General features: G+C 39.0%; 18 protein-coding genes. 8 read left to right on the top strand and 10 right to left on the bottom strand.

Annotation, left to right across the window (positions count from 1 at the left end):
* Window positions 1-120 precede the first annotated feature (120 nt).
* The 4 genes from ACQKN3_RS13660 to ACQKN3_RS13645 all read left to right on the top strand — a co-directional run bounded on the left by ACQKN3_RS13660 (window position 121) and on the right by ACQKN3_RS13645 (window position 6,588).
* Window positions 121-1,494: an MFS transporter gene (locus ACQKN3_RS13660; RefSeq protein ID WP_251690145.1), complete on the top strand. Its 1,374-nt coding sequence runs from the start codon at window positions 121-123 to the stop codon at window positions 1,492-1,494.
* Between the two features lie 283 nt (window positions 1,495-1,777).
* Window positions 1,778-2,950, top strand: a complete 1,173-nt coding sequence (locus ACQKN3_RS13655) for an endonuclease Q family protein (RefSeq protein ID WP_427712255.1) — start codon at window positions 1,778-1,780, stop codon at window positions 2,948-2,950.
* 124 nt (window positions 2,951-3,074) lie between these two features.
* Window positions 3,075-5,780: an ATP-binding protein gene (locus ACQKN3_RS13650; RefSeq protein WP_427712252.1), complete on the top strand. Its 2,706-nt coding sequence runs from the start codon at window positions 3,075-3,077 to the stop codon at window positions 5,778-5,780.
* Window positions 5,773-6,588 carry a CheR family methyltransferase gene (locus tag ACQKN3_RS13645; RefSeq protein WP_427712249.1) on the top strand — a complete coding sequence of 272 codons (816 nt, stop codon included), beginning with the start codon at window positions 5,773-5,775 and terminating at the stop codon, window positions 6,586-6,588. Before ACQKN3_RS13650 ends, ACQKN3_RS13645 begins: the two co-directional genes overlap by 8 nt.
* Before the next feature lie 136 nt (window positions 6,589-6,724).
* Here ACQKN3_RS13645 and ACQKN3_RS13640 read toward each other — a convergent pair whose 3' ends face one another.
* Window positions 6,725-7,861, bottom strand: coding sequence for a SpoIIE family protein phosphatase (locus ACQKN3_RS13640; protein ID WP_427712247.1), 1,137 nt, complete (start codon window positions 7,859-7,861; stop codon window positions 6,725-6,727).
* Between the two features lie 458 nt (window positions 7,862-8,319).
* On the opposite strand from ACQKN3_RS13640, the gene ACQKN3_RS13635 reads away from it, so the two are divergent.
* A complete protein-coding gene (locus tag ACQKN3_RS13635; protein ID WP_251690150.1) occupies window positions 8,320-8,847 on the top strand; it encodes a DUF2179 domain-containing protein in 528 nt (175 codons plus the stop codon).
* A 56-nt stretch (window positions 8,848-8,903) separates the two neighbouring features.
* Here ACQKN3_RS13635 and ACQKN3_RS13630 read toward each other — a convergent pair whose 3' ends face one another.
* The 4 genes from ACQKN3_RS13630 to ACQKN3_RS13615 form a co-directional block, all read right to left on the bottom strand.
* The gene (locus ACQKN3_RS13630) at window positions 8,904-9,860 is read right to left on the bottom strand and encodes an ATP-grasp domain-containing protein (protein WP_251690151.1); all 957 of its coding nucleotides are present in this window, start codon (window positions 9,858-9,860) and stop codon (window positions 8,904-8,906) included.
* A gap of 173 nt (window positions 9,861-10,033) precedes the next feature.
* Window positions 10,034-11,737 (bottom strand): sensor domain-containing diguanylate cyclase, encoded by a 1,704-nt coding sequence (locus ACQKN3_RS13625; protein ID WP_427712243.1) that lies wholly within the window; start codon window positions 11,735-11,737, stop codon window positions 10,034-10,036.
* Between the two features lie 218 nt (window positions 11,738-11,955).
* Window positions 11,956-12,477, bottom strand: a complete 522-nt coding sequence (locus ACQKN3_RS13620; protein ID WP_427712240.1) for an N-acetyltransferase family protein — start codon at window positions 12,475-12,477, stop codon at window positions 11,956-11,958.
* A gap of 20 nt (window positions 12,478-12,497) precedes the next feature.
* The gene (locus ACQKN3_RS13615) at window positions 12,498-13,766 is read right to left on the bottom strand and encodes a histidine--tRNA ligase (RefSeq protein WP_427712238.1); all 1,269 of its coding nucleotides are present in this window, start codon (window positions 13,764-13,766) and stop codon (window positions 12,498-12,500) included.
* Window positions 13,767-14,286: 520 nt separating this feature from the next.
* On the opposite strand from ACQKN3_RS13615, the gene ACQKN3_RS13610 reads away from it, so the two are divergent.
* The 3 genes from ACQKN3_RS13610 to ACQKN3_RS13600 all read left to right on the top strand — a co-directional run bounded on the left by ACQKN3_RS13610 (window position 14,287) and on the right by ACQKN3_RS13600 (window position 19,050).
* The gene (locus ACQKN3_RS13610; RefSeq protein WP_427712235.1) at window positions 14,287-15,261 is read left to right on the top strand and encodes a BMP family lipoprotein; all 975 of its coding nucleotides are present in this window, start codon (window positions 14,287-14,289) and stop codon (window positions 15,259-15,261) included.
* Window positions 15,262-15,280: 19 nt separating this feature from the next.
* Window positions 15,281-16,930 (top strand): methyl-accepting chemotaxis protein, encoded by a 1,650-nt coding sequence (locus ACQKN3_RS13605; protein WP_427712232.1) that lies wholly within the window; start codon window positions 15,281-15,283, stop codon window positions 16,928-16,930.
* Between the two features lie 434 nt (window positions 16,931-17,364).
* The gene (locus ACQKN3_RS13600) at window positions 17,365-19,050 is read left to right on the top strand and encodes a methyl-accepting chemotaxis protein (protein WP_427712230.1); all 1,686 of its coding nucleotides are present in this window, start codon (window positions 17,365-17,367) and stop codon (window positions 19,048-19,050) included.
* Window positions 19,051-19,130: 80 nt separating this feature from the next.
* On the opposite strand, the gene ACQKN3_RS13595 is transcribed toward ACQKN3_RS13600, so the two are convergent.
* From ACQKN3_RS13595 to ACQKN3_RS13575, 5 genes are all read right to left on the bottom strand, one after another.
* Window positions 19,131-19,436, bottom strand: coding sequence for a DUF3243 domain-containing protein (locus tag ACQKN3_RS13595; RefSeq protein ID WP_251690158.1), 306 nt, complete (start codon window positions 19,434-19,436; stop codon window positions 19,131-19,133).
* Between the two features lie 178 nt (window positions 19,437-19,614).
* Window positions 19,615-21,177 (bottom strand): BCCT family transporter, encoded by a 1,563-nt coding sequence (locus tag ACQKN3_RS13590; protein WP_427712227.1) that lies wholly within the window; start codon window positions 21,175-21,177, stop codon window positions 19,615-19,617.
* A gap of 131 nt (window positions 21,178-21,308) precedes the next feature.
* Window positions 21,309-22,055, bottom strand: a complete 747-nt coding sequence (locus ACQKN3_RS13585; RefSeq protein WP_251690160.1) for an amidohydrolase family protein — start codon at window positions 22,053-22,055, stop codon at window positions 21,309-21,311.
* Between the two features lie 209 nt (window positions 22,056-22,264).
* Entirely contained in the window at window positions 22,265-24,385 is a 2,121-nt protein-coding gene (locus ACQKN3_RS13580; protein WP_427712224.1) for a (Fe-S)-binding protein, read from the bottom strand.
* A gap of 207 nt (window positions 24,386-24,592) precedes the next feature.
* On the bottom strand, window positions 24,593-26,017 hold the full coding sequence (locus tag ACQKN3_RS13575; RefSeq protein WP_427712221.1) for an NAD-dependent succinate-semialdehyde dehydrogenase: 1,425 nt from the start codon (window positions 26,015-26,017) through the stop codon (window positions 24,593-24,595).

The raw sequence follows: 26,017 nt of genomic DNA, 5'->3' as shown, positions 1-26,017 counted from the left end.
AAACATTGAAAATTACCTTAATTCAGAATATTATTATCTATAAATATTATGAACTTTGTTCACTATATTAATAATTTAAGTCGGTTCAATGGGGATTGGGGACTTTTAGGGGGAATGCATATGAAGAAAATTAACGTAGCACAGGTTATTGCAGACAGTAAGTTTAACCGCTTTCATTTCAGCTTATTGGCATGGTGTTTTCTCATTATTTTATTTGATGGGTATGATTTAGTGGTCTATGGTACAGTTGTCCCTGTACTGATCGAGGAATGGGGATTGACGACAGTTCAAGCCGGAGCAATTGGCAGTTATGGTTTGTTCGGTATGATGTTTGGTGCGATCATTTTAGGAATTTTAGCAGACCGTATTGGCCGAAAAAAAGTTACCGCGATTTCGATCGTATTATTTAGCTTATTTACAGTCCTATGTGGCTTTACAACAAATGTATTGTTATTTTCAATTTTCCGCTTTTTCGCTGGGTTGGGCCTCGGTGGCATTATGCCGAATGTCATCGCATTATTGACAGATTATTCACCTAAAAAAATGCGCAGTATGGTCGTTTCCATTGTATTATGCGGCTATTCTGTCGGCGGGATGTTAGCCCCTATTTTAGGTATCTTAATTATGCCAAGCTTAGGCTGGGAGTCAATTTTTTGGGTGGCCGGAATTCCACTACTATTATTACCATTGATGTATAAAAAGCTGCCGGAATCAGCAGTTTACCTTGCTAGAAGGGGAAAGACAGAAGAGTTATTCAAGAATTTACGAAAAGTAGATCCGAATATAACATTTGACGGAACGGAAGAGCTCGAACATATTCCGGTTGATAATTCCAAAGTTCCTGTTGTCGGATTATTTAATAATAAACGTGGTTTAAGTACGGTCATGTTTTGGACAGCGTTTTTCTCATGTCTTCTAATGGTTTATGGATTAAACACATGGTTGCCAAAGCTCATGATTGAAGCGGGCTATGGGTTGAACTCGAGCTTAGGCTTCCTCATTACACTTCAAGGTGGTGCAATGGTCGGTACGATTATTATCGCCCGGTTATGTGATAAATACGGTTCAAAGAAAATGCTCGTTCCGATGTATGCCTCTGGTGCAATCGCTTTAACACTTCTAGGGTTTGGCGGTAATACGTTTTACATTTATGTGTTAGTTGCTGTCGCTGGTGCTGCAACAATCGGTGCTCAAAATATTGTACAAGCATACGTTTCACAGTACTACCCTCCAAATATCCGTTCCACTGCATTAGGGATGGCATCCGGGATTGGGCGTATGGGCGGCATGATGGGTCCCCTTCTAGGCGGCTTCCTATTATCAATTGCATTGCCGATTGAAATGAACTTCATCGCATTTGCCATTCCGGGTTTAATTGCTGCGATTGCTTTAACATTCGTTTCGGATAAACGCTCGTATGTAAATATGCAAAATCGCGTGTCTCCAGAAAATGTTACCGCAACTAAAGCAACACTGTCCGAAGCAGTTGATTAACAGAACTGAATTTAAAGATAATGCAACATAATTGGAAATTTCGTTAGACAAGTAAAATCTCTTATTAAGAAACGTATATTTTTAAGCATAGTAAAAACACCCTTTTTCTTATAGAAAAAAAGGGTGTTTTCGGGTTTTGCCCCCTTCCTTTTTGCTTCGGCAGCTTTCGAATATCGTGACCACTGTCTGAGTTATTTAATATAAATAATCTTCCCCACGTTGAAAATAAACTTCGAATTTCGGGTATTATTTAAAAAACAACTCTTTTAAGGATGTGTGCATAATGTGGAAGGAAATTTATGCGGATTTACATATACATATTGGGCGTACTTATAAAGGACGCGCAGTCAAAATAACAGGAAGTAAAAACCTGACGCTGACAAATATTTTGGAAACCGCTACATCGAGAAAAGGTTTGGATTTAATCGGCATTATCGATTGTCATTCACCAGAAGTAATCGAAGAAGTAGAACAGCTGCTTCATGAACAAAAAGCAACAGAATTAGCGGAAGGCGGCATTCGTTATAAAAAGACGACGCTTATTTTAGGAACGGAAATCGAGATTTATGATGCCAATTGTCATGGACCGATCCATGTCCTTTGCTATATACCAACGCTTACGAAGATGAAGCAGTTTTCAAGCTGGCTGCAGCTTCATCAGAAGAACATCCATTTGAGCACACAACGTACACGATGTGATGGCCGTAGCCTGCAGGAAAAAGTCCGTGAACTTGGCGGCCTGTTTATTCCTGCACATGTATTTACCCCATTTAAAAGTCTTTTTGGAAAAGGTGTTAAAAGCAGCTTAACTGAAGTTTTCGATCCAAACCTCATTGATGGAATTGAACTTGGATTAAGTTCGGACACAATGATGGTCAAAGGGATTAGCGAGTTGGCCCCTTATAGCTTTGTAACAAATTCGGATGCGCATTCTTTAGGAAAGCTTGCCCGTGAATATCAGAAAATCCGGCTAAAGGATGCTAATTTTGAAGAGCTGAGAAAAGCGCTCCATCAGATAGAAGGCAGACAAATCATAGCCAATTACGGACTCAATCCCCTTCTTGGCAAATATCACGAGACGGTATGTGCCAACTGCGGTGAACAATTAATAGAGGAAGGTCATAGCCGCTGCCCTCATTGCGGAAAGGAGCAGTTGATTAAAGGCGTTGCAAAAAGAATTGTAGAATTAACGGATAACCCGCAGCTGGAAATCAGCAGACCTCCGTATATTCACCAAGTTCCGCTCGATTTTATTCCGGGTATTGGTTCTAAAACAATCGAAAAGATGCTGGATGTGTTTGGTACAGAGATGAATATTTTGCATGAGGCTTCATTGGAAGAACTAAAAAACGTCATTCCCGAAAAACTCGCAGTCCTAATCGACTTATCTAGAAAAGGACAAATTGCCATAACGGGAGGCGGTGGCGGGATTTACGGGAAAATTGATACGAATTAAATCCATTATATCAATTAAACATTGTAATTCTTTCCACTTTTTCAATCATCATATTCGTACACTCTACTAAGTTATAGTATACTTAGTTGATAGAAATTTTATATAAAGGCAGGGTAGGAACATAATGAAGAAAAAACGTAAATTGGGCATTGGCTTCAAAATTACGAGTGGATATATTATTCTCATAGTATGTTTAATCGTCGCAGCTCTTGTCTTGAATAATCAAATAACAAGTTTACAAAAAGAACGAAACGACATTATTAAATATGATTCTCAAATGCGTATGATGTCAAACAATTTGGAACGCCAAATTCTTAATATGGAATCCTCCTTACATCGTTATTTAATTACGGACGATGAAACGCATTTAGATAAGTTTAATGAAGAAATGGCAACATGGAAAGCTTCCTATGATGAATTAAGCACTATTGTTTATGACTTTTCAAGCGGTCAGGAACAGCTGGAAGTAGTACATAGCGGTATCGAAGATTGGATTAACAATACTGGACAACCTCTATTGAATGCGATACTTGCTAATAATAATGAAGAAATACTTGGAGCGTTCAACGGTGTTGAAAGCAGCTTGGCCATTAGTGAACTGCAACAAAAATTCACTGCTTTCCGTACTTTTGAAACAGAATCGATTCAAGAAAAAGTAGCGGATCTTAATGATCAAAATACAGCGTTAACGTATAGTCTTTTTGCAATCCTAACATTAATTGCGACAGTGACAATCGTTATTTTCACAATTATTTCACGTAATATTGCCGGTTCGATCAACGAAGTTACGGAAGCGATTCAGGATATGAATGCTTCAGACGGTAAAGTACGGAAACGTATTACTGCCAAAACAAACGATGAAGTAAAAGATCTCGTTCTGGCAACGAATTCGCTTCTTACGACATTGGAAAACCGTCAATGGTACCAAACGAACTTGGCCGAAGTTGTAACAGCCTACCAAGGTGTCGATACGCTTGATGAATTAGGTGAAGTATTGCTGAAATCATTAACGACTCGTACACATTCGGTGTATGGTGCATTTTACATTCAGGATATTCGCAACCATAACAAGTTCAATAAAATTTCTGCCTTTGCAGAAACAGGCGATAATGTAGGTCGTGACAGCTTCGAAGTTGGACATGGCTTCATCGGTCAAAGTGTAAAAGAAAAACGTGTATTGAGCTATGACAATAAAGATAACAGTTTCCACTACTTAGAAACGTCACTCGGAAATATTCCGATTTCGAACGGTATTATCGTTCCTGTACTTTTCGGAAGAGAAGTTGTAGCTGTTTTTGAATTGGCTTCACTTAAGCCTTATAGCCAACAGCATCGTGACCTTATTAAAGAAGTTGTTGTGCATCTAGGTGTAACGATCAACAGTATTATTGGTCGTATGGAAGTTATTCGTCTATTAAATGAATCACAGGCAATGACAGAAGAATTGCAAGTTCAGTCAGAAGAGCTTCAAACGCAATCTGAAGAACTGAAAATGCAAACAGAAGAACTGACAACAATTAATGAACGTTTAGAAGAACGTACACGTGATGCGGAACAGAAAACACATGAACTGGAAAAAGTACAGGTTGAGTTAAGACAAAGTGCAGAACAGCTGCGTCAAAGCTCAAATTACAAATCAGAGTTCCTTGCGAATATGTCTCACGAATTGCGTACACCGCTCAACAGCATTTTAATCTTGTCTGAAATGCTTGCGGAAAACCATGAGCATAATTTATCTGATGACGAGCTGGAATATGCAAAAGTTATCCATGATTCAGGCGAAGATTTACTGAACCTGATTAATGACATACTGGATTTATCGAAAGTTGAAGCCGGAAAAATGGATTTATGGTTCAGAGAAATGGATATTTATGAAATTCCACAGCATATTCAAAGTCTATTCCTGCCGGTAGCGAAACAAAAAGGTTTGGAATTATCGGTGGATGTAGCAAATAACCTTGCTGAAATTTTCCATACAGATGTGAAACGATTCCATCAAGTTTTAAATAACTTGCTTTCCAACGCACTGAAGTTTACTGAGGAAGGTTCGGTAACAGTGAAGGTGGATAAAGCACGTATAACACCTACCATGAGACAGCTAAGCGACACATGGATCTCGATTAGTGTGACAGATACCGGTATTGGTATTCCGAAAAATAAACAAAGCATTGTATTTGAATCGTTCCAGCAAGCGGACGGAGCCACTGTTCGTAAATATGGCGGAACAGGCTTAGGTTTATCCATTTGCCGCGAAGTTACTAAACTTCTTGGTGGCTGGATTACGTTAACAAGTACTGAAGGTCAAGGTAGTACGTTTACTGTGTACTTGCCAAGCTTACCTGATGGAAATGCTGTACAATCGACAATTGCTGAACAGGAAGCAGTTTATACAGATGCCACTCCAGCACTTCCGATGGGTGCATCAAAGTCGATATTTGATGAAAAGCATATTTTGATTGTTGATGATGATTACCGTAATATTTATGCGCTTCGTCAGGCATTGGAACATAAAGGTGTTCACATTATAGAAGCGTCTAACGGTGTAGAATGCTTGAATATTTTACAGACAGCAACACGTGTTGATGCTGTTCTGATGGATATTATGATGCCTGAAATGGACGGATATGAAACAATGGAGCGTATCCGCAAAGATTTACAATTACATGAGCTGCCGATTATTGCATTAACAGCAAAAGCGATGAAACAAGACCAAGATCGAGCATTTGAAGCTGGGGCTTCCGATTATATTAGTAAGCCTTTAAACTTGGAACAACTATTCTCCGTACTAACGGTATGGCTCACAAGTGGGGAAAGTTTACGAAATGTATAGAAAGAAGTTAGAAGTACGATTATTATTGGAAGCAGTTTACACATTATCGGGATATGATTTCCGAAAGTATAATCAACAATCTATATTGCGACGCATTGAACATCGCATGCGACTTAATAATTTTTCATCAATATCACAATTAACCGAATCGGTTATATACAATAAAGAGTTGTTAAAAGTGTTGTTGAACGATTTTTCGATTAATGTAACTGAAATGTTCCGGGACCCCTCATTCTTTAGGGCGTTCCGGGAAGAGATTATCCCACAGTTGAAACAGCTTGATAAAATACGGATATGGCATGCAGGTTGCGCAACGGGTGAAGAAGTTTATTCAATGGCTATCCTTCTGCAGGAAGAAGGTCTGCTGGATCGTACGATGATGTATGCGACAGACATGAACGAAGATGTGCTGAAAAAAGCAGCGCATGGTGCCTTCCCTCTTCATAAAATGCAAGCCTATACAAAAAATTATATTTTAGCTGGCGGAACTGAAAGCTTTTCCCATTACTATAAAACGGATGATAGCTTTGCCACATTTCAACCTTACTTAAGCGAAAATATTATGTTTGCACAGCATAATCTGGCGACGGATAAATCATTCCAGGAATTTGATGTTATCATTTGCCGCAATGTGCTCATTTATTTTACACCTGAGCTGCAGCATGAAGTACATCACCTCTTTTACGATAGCTTAGCAAGAAACGGATATCTTGGCTTAGGAGATAAAGAAACATTGCAGTTCACTCCGCTCGTATCCAAATACCGCACCGTTAACGGGACGGAGCGTATCTATCAAAAGAGATTTTAGTAACTATTTAAATATGTAAAAGTTGAAAAAATGGTACATCTAATACGGATGTACCATTTTTTATTTTGGATTAAACAGCAAAAAACTCAATTTTTCTACAAGAGAAAAATTGAGTTCTTTTATTTAAATCCGTTAATTAACTGTTGGCACGCAATAATAGTACACACATATCATCTGGCTGATTATGCTGCTGTTCGCCCTTCAACAAGTAGTCGATTGGTGAAGTTTCCGTCGACCAGTGGCTACTCGCAATTTCACATAGCTCTTTTTCAGATTCCAGATCACACGGACCCATCGCTTCCAGAACACCATCTGTAAAGAGGACAATTTGGATAGAAGAATTATATGGTATAACTGCTTTTTCAATTTTGATATCTTCCACAAATCCTACCGCATAGCTCGTCGACGTAATCGGTACTGTCTTTTCCCCATCAACCAAAGCATACCCTTTCGGATGACCTGCATTGACGTATTCCACTGTCTTTTTCTTCGTATCAATAATAAAATACACACCGGTGAAATAATACAATATATTTTCTTTTTCATTTTGCAGTAAATTCATATAACGATTCAACTCTGCAATAACAAGCTCTGGGTCGGTCAGCTTTTTAATTGCCTCACGCAAAACAGATGAAATATACATACAAACAAGCGATGCGGACACCCCATGCCCCATCATATCCAATAACATGACAGCATAGCGGTCTTCATCAAGCTTGTCCCAGTAATATAAATCGCCTGCCAGATTCGATGATGGTAAATAAGAAGCAGTAATTGAGATATTCGGTTCATGAACAGCTGGGCTTAAAAGACTTTGTTGGACACGGGCTGCCAGATCCAACTCTCTTTGAATAATCTTTTCCTGATTTGTATGCCAGTCCAGTTCTTTTTTCAACCTTTTCCCAACACGTATACGGGCTAATAATTCTATTCGATTAATAGGTTTTGTTATGTAATCAATCCCGCCAACATCTAAAGCTTCCGACAATTTCACTTTATCTTCAAGTGCCGTTACGAATATCACCTGGATATCTTTCCATTGAGGATTTTGTTTTAAAATACGACAAGCTTCAATTCCATCCATCTCCGGCATCATAACATCCAATAAAATAACATTAATGTCATAGCACTTAGGAGCATTGGATGGATCTAAGTAGTCAAACATTTCTTTTGCAGATTGTACGGAAACATACTTCTCATAACCATCACTTTTCAATATTTTTTCAATAACGAAGAGGTTAACTTGGTTATCGTCTACAACAAGAATGGTCATTACATCAACTTCTCTCTATTTTTTTAGATAAAGCATATAAATTCATTGCCCGTTCCCCATAATTATACAGAAAACAACAGTTAAAAGAAATGCGGAGGCTTTCTTGTCACATTTTCAGTCTATAAGTCTCATTAGCTATGTACTATGTATAATATAAGTAATTAATAAACCTATTACGAAAGCTCCTGCTAGTCTCTTTCACTGAGTATAAAAGTAATAAGTAATAACGAATAATTTTCTATGGATTATCCTCATATATGTTTCCCACAAATAACGGATGGGTAAACATATAAGTTATGTTTATTTTGAGAAATTTTGTATAGAATATTTTTTATTGGGAAATTAGCCAGGGTGTATAATACGTTGAATAATACTTCTCTATATAATCTTATCTATTGCATTTGTAAGAGTGTACATATATGATGAGCATAATTATTTAAAGAAAAGGATTCGATTTGATGAAAGAAATTTTACTTATTCTATTATTACAACTTCTTTACGTTCCTTTATTTACACTGCGTACAATTTTTTTAGTCAAAAATATTACAACGCTCGCTTCAATGATCGGAATCGTTGAAATGCTCATCTATGTGTTTGGTCTGTCTCTTGTTTTCAGTGGCGACCAAGGTTTTCTTGCAATGGTCGTTTATGCGGTCGGTTTTGGTCTAGGTATTATTATCGGGACTCGCATCGAACAAAAGCTGGCGATTGGCTATATTTATGTAACGATTAATACGCAAATCCGCAATGAAGAGCTGATCCAAGTTATGAGAAATGAAGGGTTTGCGGTAACGACATACGTTGGTGAAGGGCGTGACAGCCAACGTTATAAATATGAAATTTTAACAAAACGGAATCGTGAAAAGGAATTATTTATGCTAGTCCAACATCATGAGCCATCCGCGTTTATAATTTCCTATGAACCGAAATCGTTTAAAGGCGGTTTCTTAGTAAAACGAATGAAGCAGCATAAGAAATATAAATAAAAAAGTCCAATGAAGAAAGTGCCGTACTGTGCTCCCCCTTCATTGGACTTTTTATATTATTTCACTTTTTGAACTGTTACTTTTTCCAGTTCCTGCCCTAAAAACTTAGCAAGCTGCAGCATTGCATACTTCTCTTCTTTTGCCTCTGCATCCGGGTTGTAGTTCGTATTTGTATTGACATCATACGTAAATATTTCCCCTCTTGCATTGCGGATAAATTCAATGCCCGCTACATCAATTCCACTGTCTTTCAGGAAATTCGCATAGTTTTCAAGCAGCTTTGTTTCGTTGTTTTCGACGATTTCAAATTTTGCACGCTGTTCTTTCGGCTCTTCTCCTACCGGACAGAACAGATCGCCAATTTGGCATACATCTGCTGGACAAAGCTCGAATCCTTCCGACGTATCGACTTGAACTGAGTAGAAATATTCTCTTCCGATAAATTCAACACGTGTGATGTACGATTCAGGTGATTCAATATATTCCTGGATCAGCACAATTCCATCAACAGGCTCTTCATAGTCCGGTTTAGCCAAATGCTCTTCCAGTGCAGCGATTGAATAGAACAGCTGAACGCCCAATCCTTTACCTGCACGATTATGCTTCGTAATAAAAGGTACGATATTCAGTGCTTTTGCCGCTTCAACAATTTGCTGTTTTCCAACAGCCGCAATTGTTTTCGGTGTTTTAATTCCGTGCTTTTCCAGTGCCGTGTACTGTTTTACTTTACTTAACTCCAGGCGTAGTGCATTGCTGCCATTTAATACTTTTCTTCCGTGGAATTCAAGCCAGTCCAGTACTGCTCCTGTCAGTTCAGGTGCGTAACGGTGATCACGCGTATGTGATGAGGCACTCATTCGGTTGTAGAATACTCCTTCCGGTGGGGCCTCAGTCAAGTTGACGATCCCCTCGTCTAAATGCCAAGTTTCATATGGTAAGTTTAATTCTTCTAAACGATTTACTAAGTGACGCGTCCAATCATCATTTTCATGGATTACGTAGATTTTTGCCATCTGTCATTCCTCCGATATGTTGCAAGCTTTTACACAGAATTTTTCAACTTTAAAGATTATACTTCCATCATACATTAATCCATATGAAATTAGTATGATTTGTTACCCGGTAGTTAATAAAACTTCATTAGAAAATAATAAAAGAACACCATAGCGTTAACTAAGGCGTTCTTTTAACGTGAATACTCTGCTACTTTATTGCGTCCTGCCTGTTTGGCTCCGATATAAAGGGCACGGTCAGCGTTACGTAAAAGCCCTTTCGTTTCATCCGTATCATCCGGCACATTCGAAACGCCGATGCTCACTGTAATAAATACTAGCTCTTTCTGACCCTCTTCGGCCAAATCGGATTCAATTAAAAATGGTGTTACTTCTACACATTGACGAATTTCTTCACCTAATTGGACTGCCTCTTCCTTCGTCATATGCGGTAGAAGCATGACAAATTCTTCTCCCCCATACCTTGCCAAAACCGATTCTTCCGGAACAAAGTTTTCCAGTAGTTTAGCAAAATTTTGAAGGATAATATTACCTGCATGATGGCCATACGTATCATTAATGCGTTTAAAATAATCGATATCCATCATTAACAATGAGAACTGCAGATGGGGGTTCGCTATAATCCGCTCCTGCTCCATCACTAGCCTTTTATCTAAATAATGATAATTATATAAACCTGTTAATGCACATGTCTCACTTTTCTCAACTGCCGCGCTGAAATACTTCGCTTTTTCCAGCGATACAGCAAAATACGTCGACAGTAAGTGAACGATATCCATCTGGTACTTTTCGAAAGCGTTCTTTTTGCGTGCCGTTAAAATCAATGTTCCTTCCGTCTTTTGATTACGGTGTATTGGAACAATCATGACACTATTCATATCAAAAGGAATAAAATCCGGAGCATCCTTTTCCCATTCTTTCGCAGTGGAGAACACTTTTTTGTCTTCTGTCTGGAAGCAAATATGAATAAAGGAATCTCGGATTGAATCGGAATCTGCTTGAATTTCGATATCCTTTCCATCTACTCTTGCACGCAAAATCACATATTTCCCTTGAATATGATCGACAAGATACATCGCATCATGGGCAAAGAGCTGACCAACCCGGTGCATAAACAGTTCAATAATTTGCTGTGCGCTTAATCGATCTGCCAGCTCATGACCAAACTCACTTGCTTTACTGAGCGAATAGTTGACGCGTTCCGAAATATTGTACATTTTTGCAATAAACGTTACCGCAAAAAAAGGAATGCCTAGCAGGAAAATCGCCGGTGCTCCAATTCCATTAATCAGGATAACTAATGTAACCGCAAACGGGATCGTAATAGTCGCACTGCCATAATCCCATAATATATGTTCACTGAAAAACTTTTCATCTTCTCCTGTAAAACGGTCACGCACATACAAAATCGTATGATTGATAAACAAATGCAATACGACAAATACTGTTCCGTAAAGCAGTAAGTGCGTTAAATTCGTGTTCCCTACTTCAAACCCCGCTAAATGTACAATGCCAGCAGCGAAAAACGACGTATAGGCAAACATCCACGAAGTAAAAATAATCCGGTAAAATGCATCTTTATGATTTCTCATCTGGTAAATAATCGGCAAAATACTTAACTGGACGATAAGCATTTCTGCCCCGACACCGTACAGCAAAAAGGCTGCCAATGTCACCCATTGAGAAAGAATAATCGTCGTATTCCCGATTTGGAAAGGAATCGCTGTTGTTATGAGTGCGAAAATAGTCAGATACACGAAAATTTCCCAGTCGATTGGCTGACTTGGAAACAGAAAATATAAACCGTACATGAGGGGTAGCCCAGTAGCTAACCAAAGCAATAATACATTCTGTTTTGTTCTTTGATTAAATTCCATACCGGCCCCCCCACCACTTTAACTGAAATGTCTGACAACTATTAGTATATCATGACTACTAAGGAATGTAGCATGTTTTAGTTCCTAATTTTTTGTTTCTATTATCCTAATAAATAGAGAATTGATAGGTTTTTAGCTTTACCGTACTGTAAAATAATAACATAATTATACAATTTTTCAATAATATTATTTGAAATAACACAAAAAATGTAAATCTTTTATTTAGACCGTTGGATTACTTTTTCTACATTGTTCCATACATAAATCTCTTCATTTACTGTCTTACCTGCTATATTTAATTGAACCGTTTTAACATACTCAGCTCCATAATATTGATAAAACAGTCTTGTTTTATTATCTGCTAATACATCCACATATATTTTCTGATAGCCCTGCTCTAAAAAGGTACTCATAATTTGATTCAATAGTTTTTTCCCGACGCTTTTGCCTTGCCATTCTTCAAGTAAATAAATCGATGTTAAATCGCTTGCTCCTGCCTCTTTATTTGTATTACGTGTGCCCCCTGTGACAAAACCAATAATTTCTCCCTCATTTTCTGCAACGAAGATTGTATTAGTTTTATCTAAAATATTGTTTTCCCAAAGTTTTGTGCGTTGCGCATAGCTGAGCCCATCCAGAAAGCTCTGTGGAATAATTCCCTTATATGTAGTCCGCCAACTATCAACATGGACTTTGGCTATCCCAGTGGCATCACTTATATTTGCTTTGCGAATAATCATCCCGTCTCTTCCCTTCCTATTTAAAATATTTCAAATTGCTCAACGTCACCTGTTTTCATATCTTTCAGCTCATATCGTCCGCGTTGAATTTCATTTTCCCCTAAAATAACTACTTTCCGGATATTTTCACGATTTGCTTTTTCCATTGCTTTTCGCAATTTCTTCCCACTTAATTCAACTTCTACACGATTTCCTTGCTGACGTAATTGCCAAGCTATACGCAGGGCTTCCTTTTCCTTATTTAATGGAATAATATAAATATCCACCAACGATTGGTTGGCATTATTTTCTCTTTGCTCCATCGCTGTATATATAACGTCTAAACCAAATGAAATGCCGACAGTAGAAATTTTCTCCTCTGAACCGATCAATCCTCCAATGGCATTATCGTAACGACCGCCGCCTCCAATACTTGATTTAATGGCACCATCTTTTAGAAACAGCTCATAAATCGTTCCTGTATAGATTTCCAGACCACGTGCTAAAAATGGATTAAACACACAACTTTCACCGACATTTAAAACTTGTAAATAATCTAGCAGCTCGACTAATTCTTCATATCCTTGCTTAATTAATTCATTCTCCATTCGGTACTGTTCAAAATATGCCAGTGTCGGATTAGCATTTAAAAACTGCTTAATAAACTCAATTGTGGAAGGTAAAAGGTTCTGTTCTTCCAGTTCTTTCAGTAAAGTGATTTGATCGATTTTCTCCATCTTATCAAGTATAAGAATGACGCTGTTTATTTTTGTTTGAGGGACTTCAAAAAATTGCAGTAACCCTGCCAATAGCTTACGGTTATTGAATTGAATCACCATTTCAATATTCAACTTGTTAAAAGCATCGATTGTCATCATCATCAATTCAGCTTCTGCGGACTGGGATTCTATGCCGACAACATCCACATCGCATTGAGTGAACTCTCTAAACCTTCCTGCTTTAATCGGTCCATCCCGGAAGACTTTCCCGATTTCGTAGCGCTTAAAGGGCATTGATAATTGTGGGTTCATCGCAATTACTTTTGCAAAAGGTATCGTTAAATCATAACGAAGTGCTAAATCACGTTCCCCACGATCTGTTAATGTGTACATTTCCTTTAAAATTTCTGCCCCACCTGCATATTTGGAAGCCATTAACTTTGTATAATTTAATATCGGTGTCTCCAATGGCTTGCATCCATACAATATAAACGTATCTTCTAATGTGCGCCGTATGTTGCGTCTGATGACTTCCTGGCTTGGTAAATAATCCTGTGTTCCTCTTACGTTTTGATAGTCCATTTTTTTCATACAAATCCTCCTATTTTTGAGAAATAAAAAAATCGTATAATGATAAAGCTCCAAAACGGCTTTATTATACGATTCAATGCGAAAAAGTCTTCCTATTCATTATTAAAAATCTAATAAAGATAGCAAGACTACTTAGTATGAAGATGTAATTGTGTAAACTGCTGCTGAGTATAAATGAACCCTTTCATAAAATTTCCCCCTTTTTAATTACTACACTATACTGCATGCTTCCAGATTGTGTCAACATAAGTTTCAGAATTTTCTTTTTATAGTTGGAGAAGTACTCATCTAATTTGAGGTGTTCTAATATGACTTTACGATTTTCTAATAACGCTTGGATCTTTTCTAATATCCCCGAGTTATCTTCTAATAAAATTCCGATTACCCATAATCTCCCAAAAATTGTTAATTTTCTGCATAATTTTTTTATTTCATTTATTAAATGACAAGTATACGTTAAAATTGAAAATGTTGGAGGTCGAACCTCTACATAATGTATTTAAAGTAAAGGACTGGTGAAATGAAAAGAAGATGGTTGTTTTTGATGAGTCTTCTCGTTGTAGTCGTGCTCTCTGCCTGCTCTCAGAAGTCAGAGGAAGAGAATAAGGAACGGGTGAAAATTGGGGTCATGCTGTCAGATGCAGGACTTGGTGATCAGTCGTTTTCAGATCTTGCTTTTGAAGGTCTCGAAAAAGCACGCGATGAGTTAAATATAACGTTTGATTACCGTGAACTTGAATTTACCGGTACATATAAGCAAGGGCTGGAAGAACTCGTTGCGGAAGGACAGGATCTGATCATTGGAATCGGGTTTACAGTCCAGGAAGATATGGAAGCAGTGGCTGCTGCTAATCCGGACGAGCAATTTATATTAATCGACGCAGTGTCTGACCTGCCGAATGTTCATAATATAACTTTTAAAGAAGATGAAGGTTCCTATTTACTCGGGGCGCTCGCTGCGATGAAAACAGACAGCAATACTATCGGATTTATCGGCGGTGTTGAAAATGAAGTTATCAAGCGTTTCGAAACTGGGTTTAAAGCCGGTGCCAAACAAGTAAACCCTGACATAGAAGTATTATCTGAATATGCAGGTGATTTCGGTGATGATCAGCTTGGTGCTTCAATTGCCCGCGATATGATTGCGCAAGGTGCGGATTATATTTATCCCGCTGCCGGCTTCACAGGGGTCGGCTCTATTTTGGCGGCACAGGAATCCGGTGTACATGCATTCGGTGTGGACAGCGATCAGTTTTTCCTTGCTGAGGATACGATTGTTTCTTCAATGCTAAAACAGGTCGATACTGCTGTTTATCAGGCAATTAAAGAAATTGCGGAAACAGGGACACTTTCAGAAAAAGATAATGTGCTTGGCATTAAAGAATATGGTGTTAGTCTTGCACCAATCCGTGTCGTGAATTTAACTGCGCAGGAACAAAAGCAAATTGATCAGTTACAGCAGGAGATTTCGGACGGCCAAGTGAAGATTAAGTAGAAGGAAGGATCGTACAACAGTGAAATTAAAAAAGAAAATATTAATGTTAGCATTGTTACCGCTGCTTTTAGCTGTCTGTATTATCGGCTATAATATTAGCCAGCTTATGAGCCTGAACGCATCAACAGAAGAAGTCGTGGATTCCTTAGTTGCCGTTGAGGAATTAAACAGCTCAGTTCAAAGCCTGCAAAAATCATTGAGCGTCTATTCGATCAATGTATCCGAAAACAATAAATATAATATTGAAACGGATTTAGCGCGAACTGAAGAAGTTTATAACAATCTGAAAGGCAGTTTTTCAACAGAACGCCAACGTCAAATTAGTGCACAGTTTGAAGAAAAGTTCGCAAAAATTGCCGAAGCGACTGCCGCTTCCCTACAGGAAACAAATGTTGCTGAAATTAAGCGTCAATCCCAGCGTACACGAGGAATCGTTAATGATGTAATCGAGTTGAAACGTGATGTGAGCGCAAACTATAATGCGATGCAGCAAGAGCTTGGTAATAAAATAAACGCGATTACATGGATCTCCATTATTTCCGCTATCGCACTTATCATCGTAAGTGTCGTGTCGGCACTATATTTCACAAACAAAATTGTTGGCCGCATCAGTCGATTAACAACAGGTGCAAAAGAAATTGCTGCCGGGAATTTAAATGTGCAGTTTGAAGATCAGGAAGCTGATGATGAAGTTGGTGAATTACAGACTTCATTCCGCCAGATGACCGGTAACTTAAAGGAAATCATTACGCATGTTTCTGACAGTTCTGATCAGGTTGCAGCATCTGCCGAGGAGCTGATGGCCAGTGCCGATGAAACAATGCTTGGTACAGAACTGATCTCCACTTCCATTCAAAATGTTTCGGACGCAGCAGATAAGCAAAAAGAAATGTCGAGCTCCTCTGCTGCCTTTGCGCAAAAAGTATTGGAAGAAGCTGAAGAAATCGCGAATCAGGCAAATCAGGCGACAGCACTTTCTATTTCAACCAATGAGAAAATCGAAAAAGGTTCGGTGTATGTAGAAAACACCGTGTCTCAAATGAACCTCATTCAATCAACAGTAGAAGAAACAGCAGATTCGTTAACACTTCTTGCTAGCCGTACGACTGAGATTGTGAATATATTAAAGCTTGTACAGGATATTTCCGACCAGACGAACCTGCTTGCACTGAATGCTGCAATTGAAGCAGCGCGTGCAGGTGAAGCAGGTAAAGGCTTTGCCGTTGTCGCGGATGAAGTGAAGAAATTATCTGAGCAGACGAAGCAGTCCGTATCCGATATTTCGCGCATTGCCGCTGAAATTGAAAACGATACGACTACCACCGTTTCGTCAATCCAGCAAGTGAAAGACCGCGTCAATGCGGGAATCACGATTTCGCACGATACGAAGGCAACGTTTGATGAAATTCTTGTTATTATCGGTCAAGTACAAGCTCAGGTAAACGAGATTACCGCTGTATCTGACAGCATTCATTCGAAAATGGAATCGGTGTCAGAGCAATCACTTGAGATGGCGTCGGTTTCTGAAACTACAGCAGATAATGCCGTTTCAGTCGCATCCGCTTCAGAAGAGCAGCTTGCATCGATGTCCGAAGTGAATACCGCAGCAGGTTCTCTTGCCCACCTTGCCGAAGAACTGCAAGGCATCGTGGCGAAGTTTAGAACTTGATGCTACATGTGCCAACCGAAATCCTTTAATAGGGTTTCGGTTTTTTTGTTGGGGTGGGTCTACTAGAAGAGTTACAACTGATATTAGAAAATCCTCATTCGTTATTAGAACATTCACCACCTTTATTAGCACATCTCGGATACTTATTACAACTGACACTTATATTAGAAAATAAGACTTTTTTAGATAACTTTTCGCTATATTAGAACATCCCGGCAATTTATTAGAATATCTAACCTCTGCAATTCACCCCCATCCATAGAAATGTTATATGACAAAATTCCCTGCTTAAACCATAATAAATTTTACTTAATTCCAAAACTTCATTTTAAGCCTAAATAACTACCTATCACCTATAAAATTAGTCTTAAGTACTTTAAATTTAAACCGAAGTTATAAATATATTTTAACTATGAATTCGGAGGAAAATAAATATGAATATTGGAAAGAAACTGTTCGGTAGCTTTGGTATCGTTATTGTAATTCTCATTTTTCTTTCAATTTTTTCTGTCATTAAAATGACTGAAATTGATGAGGATTATTCGTATGTAATCGATGGGGCCGTATTTAATGCGATGGAATTATCGGCAATTCAAAATGCGACATCATTACAGGGACTATATATCCGTTCCTATGTTTTACGCCAAGATCCAACTGATATAGAAAGACTTACTACTCAAAGAGAAACAATTGCAGAAAAAATCGGTGAAATCGAAGGATTATTTAGAACCGCTAAAATGCAGGAACAATTAAGCATATTAAAAGAACAACAAGCTTTATATAACGGCTATGTAGAAGAAGTAATTGCGTACGTCGATAATGAAGAAACAGATAGAGCTTATAATATGTTATTCGAATTCGCTGTACCAGCTAACCGCAATATTCAGCAAACAATCAATGGTATGGTTGATTTCCAAAAGGAACAGATGAACACTACTAGTAAGGAAACAACTGAAAGCGCAAATATAATTAAAATTTCGCTTATTACAATTTCTGTGATAGGTACACTCATTGCAGTTGCTTTAGCCATCTACATTACACTCAGCATTACCCGTCCATTACGCAGATTAACAAATGCTGCAAATGTGATAGCGAATGGGGATTTACGCGAAGAAGATATTCATGTTAAATCAAAAGATGAGATTAGAGACCTTGCGACTGCCTTTAATGCAATGAAAGCCAATCTTGCTAGCTTGATCAGTAATGTATCATTAAACGTTTCAAGTACAACAGCAGCTTCTGAACAGCTGGCGAGCAGTACCGATGAAGTATCTGCAGCTTCTGCTGATATTGCAAAACGTGTGGAAACTGTTGCTGAAGGCGGTAGTAACGCTGCAGCAATCGGCAATGATTGTGCTGTTGCTATGGATGAGACAGCTCAAGGTGTAAGCCGAATCGCTGAAGCCGCGCAAGTATTGAACTCACATGCGATGGACATGCAGACAATTGCTGGAGAAGGCGGTCATACATTACAGACAGCTGAACAGCAAATGTCGGTTATTCAGCAGTCTTCTTATGAAACAAAAGAAAAAATTAAACAGCTGAGCAGACAATCTGCCGAGATCGAGAACATTACAAAAGTGATTACGGATATTACAGATCAGACAAACCTTCTTGCTCTAAATGCAGCAATTGAAGCGGCCCGTGCAGGAGAACATGGTAAAGGGTTTGCCGTTGTTGCTGACGAAGTGCGCAAACTTGCTGAGCAATCGAAAAGCTCGGCATCGCAAATTGCCGGCTTAACATCTACGATTCAAGCAGATACGAGAGAAGTTGAAGAAAGCGTTAATGCAACAGCTCAAAATGTTGATCAAGGTGTTATTTACTTACAAAATGCGCAAGTTTCATTTAATCATATTGTCGGGTCGATCACAGAGATGACTTCTCAAATTCAAGAAGTGTCTGCATCATCCGAACAAATTTCCGCAAGTACAGAGGAAGTTGCAGCATCTATTGCTGAAATGGCTCATGCAGCTAACGGAGCTGCCGGTGAGATTGGCATTGTCCTGTCAGCAGTTGAAGAACAAACTGCCACTATGCAGGAAATTAACGCTGTCGCCCAATCATTGAGCGTAGGCGCTGTCGGAGTTCAAGAACAAATTAACGAATTTAAAGTGTAAAATTTAAGACGCAAAAGCTGTAAAATCAGCTTTTGCGTCTATTTGTATTATTGGATTCTACTAAACTCTAATCCAACGAATTAATCTGCTTGTACCATTTTCACTAGCACACTTGCCAATGCTTTCTTTTCGCTTTCATCTGCTACTTTCCATAATTCCTGCAGCACTTTTTCTTCACTGTTTCGAGGTTCTTCGTTTTTAGCTAAATGCTCCGCTACAAACTTGGCGCCTTTTGCCAACATGTCATCGCTCAAACCTAGTCGTTCACCTTTAGCAAGCTGGTCGTTCAAATAGCTTTTGAACGTTGAAAAGCTTTCTAAAATCTGATCTTTTTTCTCTGGAGATAATTCATCAAGTTTCTTGTTAATGTTATTCATTTCACTCATTTTGTAATTCCTCCTAGATTGTGTTTTGGCGTTCCCCTAACAATTACCCGCCTCATTTGTGATTAAACTTTATTTCATAAAAAATCTTCTAAATAAAAATTATTATACATATTATAACTATGATTGCTAAAAAACGGGTACCGCTTCACCTGTTAGTGAGCAGTACCCGTTTTACGATTTATTTTTTGGGTTTATTTTCAGTTTTTTCGATATGCTCCATAATTCGTTTATGACGACGGACATCCCGCTTCGTAATAGGAATGACTTCATGTCGGATCATTTTGAAGAAGGAAACAATGAGTAAGAGCATGACGACTGTAAATGGAAGGGCTGATATGAGTGAAGCTGTTTGCAAAGCTTCGAGCCCGCCTGAAAACAATAGTACACTTGCAATCGCAGCAATTAAAACACCCCAAATTACTTTTAATCGATTATGAGGGTTCATCGTCCCTTTATCCGTCATGCTTGCCATAATAAATGTCGCTGTATCCCCTGATGTAATAAGGAAAATAACAATTAAAACAATCCCTAATATCGAGGCGATCGTTGTTAACGGAAGCTGTTCCAGCATTAGAAATAATGCGACAGTCAAATCAGTATCAACTGCTTCGGCAATTGTTGTGCCTTTGTTCAAATCAAAGTAAAGTGCTGAACCGCCAAATACCGCAATCCAGAAACAAGAAATAACCGGCGGAATGATTAAAACGCCGACGATAAATTCACGAATTGTACGCCCTCTCGATACGCGCGCTACGAAAGACCCGACAAAAGGTGACCAGGCAATTGCCCACGCCCAATAGAAAATTGTCCAATCCTTCACCCACGTTCCCCCTGCATACGGCTGCAAACGTAAGCTGTACTGCACAAAATTCGTAATATAATCACTGATTGCTAAAACGAAACTTTCCAATATGAAAACTGTAGGGCCTGTAACAAAAACAAATACTAGTAAAATCAAGGCTAAGTACATGTTTACATTACTCAATATACGAATCCCTTTTTGCAGGCCGCTTATAGAAGATGCCATATATCCAATGAAAACTACACCTATAATTGCTAGCTGTACCCAAATTGAAATCGGTGTGTTAAAGACGGCATTTAAACCGCCGTTTGTTTGTAAAACACCTAATCCAATTGATGTGGCAACACCCATTACTGTAGCAATAACAGCCAATATATCAACTGTATTTTTAATGCCCTGATTTGTTCCTGTGACAGGCTCTAACGCTGTAGATATTAACAAATCTCTTTTTTTATTGAACTGCATATAGGCCATAACTAATCCAATAATCGCAAATACGGACCATTGGCTAATCCCCCAGTGGAAAAAGGCATAGCCCATTGCGAGACGGGCAGCATCCGTTGTTTGCGCCTGGACATCGTTAAATGGTGTTTTAAAGTAATGACTCATCGGCTCGGCCACACCCCAGAAAACTAACCCAATTCCAAGGCCCCCTGCAAATAACAGCGCAATCCATGTATGGAATTTAAATTCCGGTTGTGCATCTTTTCCTCCTAAACGGATTTTCCCATACTTGGAAATAGCCAGCACTAATAGAAATACAATAATAATAAAAACGGAGAGCAAGTAAAACCAGCCAAAATAGTCGGTTGTCAAACCAAATAAATATGTAGCAACATTACTGAAGGCATCTGGTGCGATGCTACCAAAAATAACACAGATTAAAATAAATACTGCTGAAACTGTAAATACAGTATTCGAAAAATATTTCCCTTTCATATATTCACCTCTTTAAATACATTGAAGAGAAATTACCCATATTATGCTATTTCAAAACATCCTTACCATGAATGTTACTATCTTTCTATAATTATTTTGGTGATACTCATTAGATTTACCACTAATTTTTATTATTTTCCAAAATACCATGCCGACGCATTCGAATATAAAATCTTATCGCTAGCCTGTTCATCGAAAAGTTGCTGGATCAGTGTAATATCAGCAACCTCAAATGGCCTTTTTGCCCGGGTTGACGGCAAGTCCGTTCCGAACATCAGTGCATCCGGGTTAATGCTGTATACCTCCTGCAGTGCTTTTTGTACATTCAATTCGACACGGCCAAAACCTGTCGCTTTCACACGAACCCCTTTATCGACCAGCTTCAGTAAATGCGGCAGCCCTTCTTCGGATAACCCTAAATGATCGATGGAGATCGCCGGTAATTTTTCAATGGTTGCAGCTATTTCAGGCAGTTCTTTCGCATCAATATACAGCTCGCTATGCCAGCCGACCAATTCATGCACACGTCTTGCAAAATAATCAAGCTTCGATAAATCTTCCGAGCCTCCGCGTTTAATGTTAAAGCGCAATGCTCTCACTCCACTTTTGTGCAGTGCTTCAATTTCTTCGTCGGACACCGTATACGGCAATTGGGTTACGCCGCAAAATGCCGGTCCAAGTTTCTTCAATGAATGCAGTAAATATGTCTGGTCAAATCCTTGAAATGAGCCCGAAACAATTGCTCCGCCTTTAATTGATAGATCTTTTGTTTCCTTATTGTAAGCTGCAACGTCATAGCTTGGCGGCATATACCCCTGACTTTCAATAATCGGAAACTGATAATCGATAATATGAAAATGTGCATCAAAAATTCTCATTTCGCTTCCCCCTTTGTTTTACTATATATTTTTTGTTAAAATATGTCTCTTAAAGAAGCGGGGGGTTTTATTAGAACAGTTACCAATTATTTAGAACTTACGAATATTATTAGAAGATTTTCCATGATATTAGAACATTTTCAGTTTTATTAGAAAACCTCTTCTATAAAAAAAGACTGTAAGGAATTAACCCTTCAGCCTCTTTACGTTTAATTGTACACAAGCTCTTTTGGATTCATTTGTTCTGCCGGGGTACGTTCCCCTAATACCGATCGTTCAACTAGCTCGGCGATATCGTAAGTGCCGACAGTATCTTCCACTTCTTTTGCCTTCGTACCGTCTGTCAGCATTGTTAAACAATATGGACAGCCGGATGAAATGGCTGAAGCATTCGTTTCCAATGCCTGTTCTGTACGCGTAACATTGATGCGGGACCCTTCTTTTTCTTCCATCCACATTAAACCGCCGCCTGCACCGCAGCACATGCTGTTTTCGCGGTTTCGTTCCATCTCCACCAGCTTCACTCCCGGAATGGATTTCAGAATTTCCCTCGGTGCATCATATACATCGTTGTATCGCCCTAAATAACAGGAATCGTGGAAAACAATCGTTTCCTTTACTTCATGTTCCAACGATAAACGGGATGTACTAATTAGGTCGTACAGCATTTCCGTATGATGCAGTACTTCCCCATCCCAACCAAAATCCTGATATTCATTTTTGAAAATGTTATAAGCATGCGGATCAATCGTAACAATCTTTTTCACATTATATTTTTCAAACATTTCAATATTTGCAGTCGCAAGCTCCTGGAATAAAAATTCATTCCCTAGCCGACGCGGGGTATCTCCTGAATTTTTTTCCAGATTCCCTAATATCGCAAACTTTACGCCCGCCTCATTTAACAAACGAGCAAATGAAAGTGCTATTTTCTGCGAACGATTATCAAATGACCCCATCGATCCTACCCAAAATAAATACTCAAACTCTTCCTCAAGTTTTTTCAGTTCTTTTACTGTAGGAATGATAACCGATGGATCAAGATCACGCCAATTTTCTTTTTCTTTGCGGTTTAGACCCCAAGGATTTCCTTGTCGTTCAATATTGTTCATTGCACGCTGCGCATCCGAATGCACACGTCCTTCCGTCATTGTTAAGTAACGGCGCAAATCGATAATTTTATCCACATGTTCGTTCATTACCGGGCATTGATCTTCACAATTACGGCAAGTAGTACATGCCCAAAGTTCTTCTTCCGTAATGACATCGCCGATTAAACTTGGCATTTCTACCGGGATATTCGAAGCCCCTTGCATTGCAAGCTGATTGCCATGCGAATTACTGAATGCAAAGGCCGGTACCCATGGCTTTATTGAAGTAGCCACTGCCCCTTTTTCTGTTAAGTGATCTCGCATTTTTATGATGAGATTCATCGGAGAAAGAGTTTTGCCCGTATTTGATGCTGGACACATATTCGTACAGCGCCCGCATTCTGCACAAGCATACAAATCGATTAGCTGTGCCTGAGTAAATTCTTCAATTTTTCCGACGCCGAATGATTCCGCCTCTTCATCTTCAAAATCAATCTTCTTCGGTTTTCCTTTAGGGCCAACTTTTTTGAAAAAGACATTGATGGCTGCAAAAATTTCATGTGCCTGTTTAGACTGTGGAACAAACACCATAAAGGCAAATACCGATAAAATGTGAACCCACCAAAAACTGTAAAATAGTATCGTGCTGCTCATCTCACTTAACGAGCTAAAAGCAATGGCCAATATGCTGGAAAATGGCGCATAGGTAAAATCAGATTCTTTGCCAATCATGACCGCTTCAAAAGCAAGCATGAGGAAAATGGAAAGCGTCAATGCGCTTAAACCAATATAAACAAACAATGCTTTTCCGTCACGTTTCCATTGCAGTCTCGCCAGCTTCTCAAAATATCTTCTATAAAAACCATAAAGCACTGCAGCTAGCATGAAAAATACTGTCCACTCCTGCAAAAAGCTGAAGTACTTATGAAAATTTCCAAATGGAAGTTCATATCCTTCAATAAAGCCTTTAAGGATAATCTCGATCAGACCGACTTGAATAATAATAAATCCGTAAAATAAGATAAAGTGCATGATGCCGCTTTTCTTATCTTTAAATAGTTTCTTTTGGCCCACTACATTAACTAATACTGTATTCAAACGCTCTTTTAACTGTAAATCGAACTCCGTTTTTTTCCCTAATTTAATATAAGAATAGCGACTGTATAATAGGTGTCCTAATAAATACAGTGCATAACCTGCAACGAGCAAGAACAAAATTAAATTTATTGTTGTAAGCATGTATCCACCCCGCATTAATTTAGTTAAAGGTATGTTCACTCGTGTTTAGAAAAATTGTGAGAAGCGAAATGAATAATTGTGTAGGTTAAACTAAATTGTTCTTTTTACCGTTGTCTTTCATAGTAAACGTTCCATTCATATCAACTTCTGTATAATCGAAGCGGAGCGCCCTATTTTGCAGCCCCGCCTTGATTTAGTAAAGAATATTTATAATTGAATCTGGTGGGAAATCGTTTTAATATCGATATAGTCTTCGATTCCCTGTCTGCCGCCTTCTCTGCCGGATCCACTTTCTTTAATACCTCCGAACGGTGCCTGGGCTGTAAATGGCGCTGCATCATTAATGCCGACCATGCCGTATTCCAATTTTTCTGCAACTCGGTGCACACGGGACCCATCATTTGTATAGAAGTAGGCCACTAGTCCGTATTCAATATCATTCGCTTTTTGGATTACTTCATCTTCGTCGCTGAATTTAATAAGCGGTGCAACAGGTCCGAATGTTTCCTCATAAGTGATGACCATTTCTTCGGTTACATTGCCGAGTACGGTCGGTGCATAGAAGCTTCCTTTCGAAAGAGTCCCTTCATTGTAATTATTGCCTCCGCACAAAACTAATGCGCCTTTAGCGACTGCATCCTGTACTTGGCTATCTACTTTTTCAACTGCCGCTTCGTTTACTAAAGGACCGATATTCGTTGATTCATCGATGCCATCACCGACAACGAGTGCTTTCGAACGCTCCGTAAATTTACGGGCAAATTCATCATAGATCGTTTCATGGACATAAATGCGGTTTGAACAAACACATTGCTGACCGGCAGAAGAGAATTTACTTTTAATAGCCCCTTCAACCGCGAGATCAAGATCAGCATCTTCGAACACGATAAAAGGTGCATGTCCGCCAAGCTCCATCGAAACTCTCTTTAACGTGTCGGCCGCCTGCTTTACGAGGATCTTACCGACATCCGTTGAGCCGGTAAACGTGACCTTTCTTACCGTTTTGCTTTCCATAATCGGACCGACGATATCGTTAGTTCCGCCGATTAGTAAATTGACGACACCTTTCGGAAAACCGATTTCATCCATTAATTTAATAAGTTCCAGTGAAGATAGTGGTGCTTCCCTTGAAGGTCTAAGTACGACTGTGCAACCTACCGCCAATGCCGGTCCCAGTTTCCGTGCAACCATCGATAGCGGGAAGTTCCACGGAGTAATTGCCGCAACTACGCCTAATGGTTGTTTAATAACAGAAATTCGTTTATTCGGTACAGGACTCGGAATAATTTCTCCATATACGCGACGCGCTTCTTCGGCAAACCATTTGAAGTAAGATACCGCGCTATCCACTTCATAACGTGCATTGACAATCGGTTTTCCCATCTCCTTCGTAATGATTTGGGCAAAGTGTTCTTTTCGTTCGACGAGTTGATCCGCCAGTTGATGCAAGTAATTGGCGCGCGTGTCTGCCGTTAGCTTCGACCATTGTTTGAACGCTTCGCTTGCTGCATCAATCGCCTCTTTTGTTTCTTCGCTTCCAACTTGAAAAACTTCTCCTACCTTTTGACCATCTACAGGATTAAGCACTTCCAAAATAGAATCCGTTTGAATCCATTCACCGTTAACATACAT

It is taken from the genome of Solibacillus sp. NPDC093137 (genome assembly GCF_050280445.1).
Taxonomy (GTDB): domain Bacteria; phylum Bacillota; class Bacilli; order Bacillales_A; family Planococcaceae; genus Solibacillus; species Solibacillus isronensis_B.
This window is presented reverse-complemented; position numbering and strand designations above follow the sequence as displayed.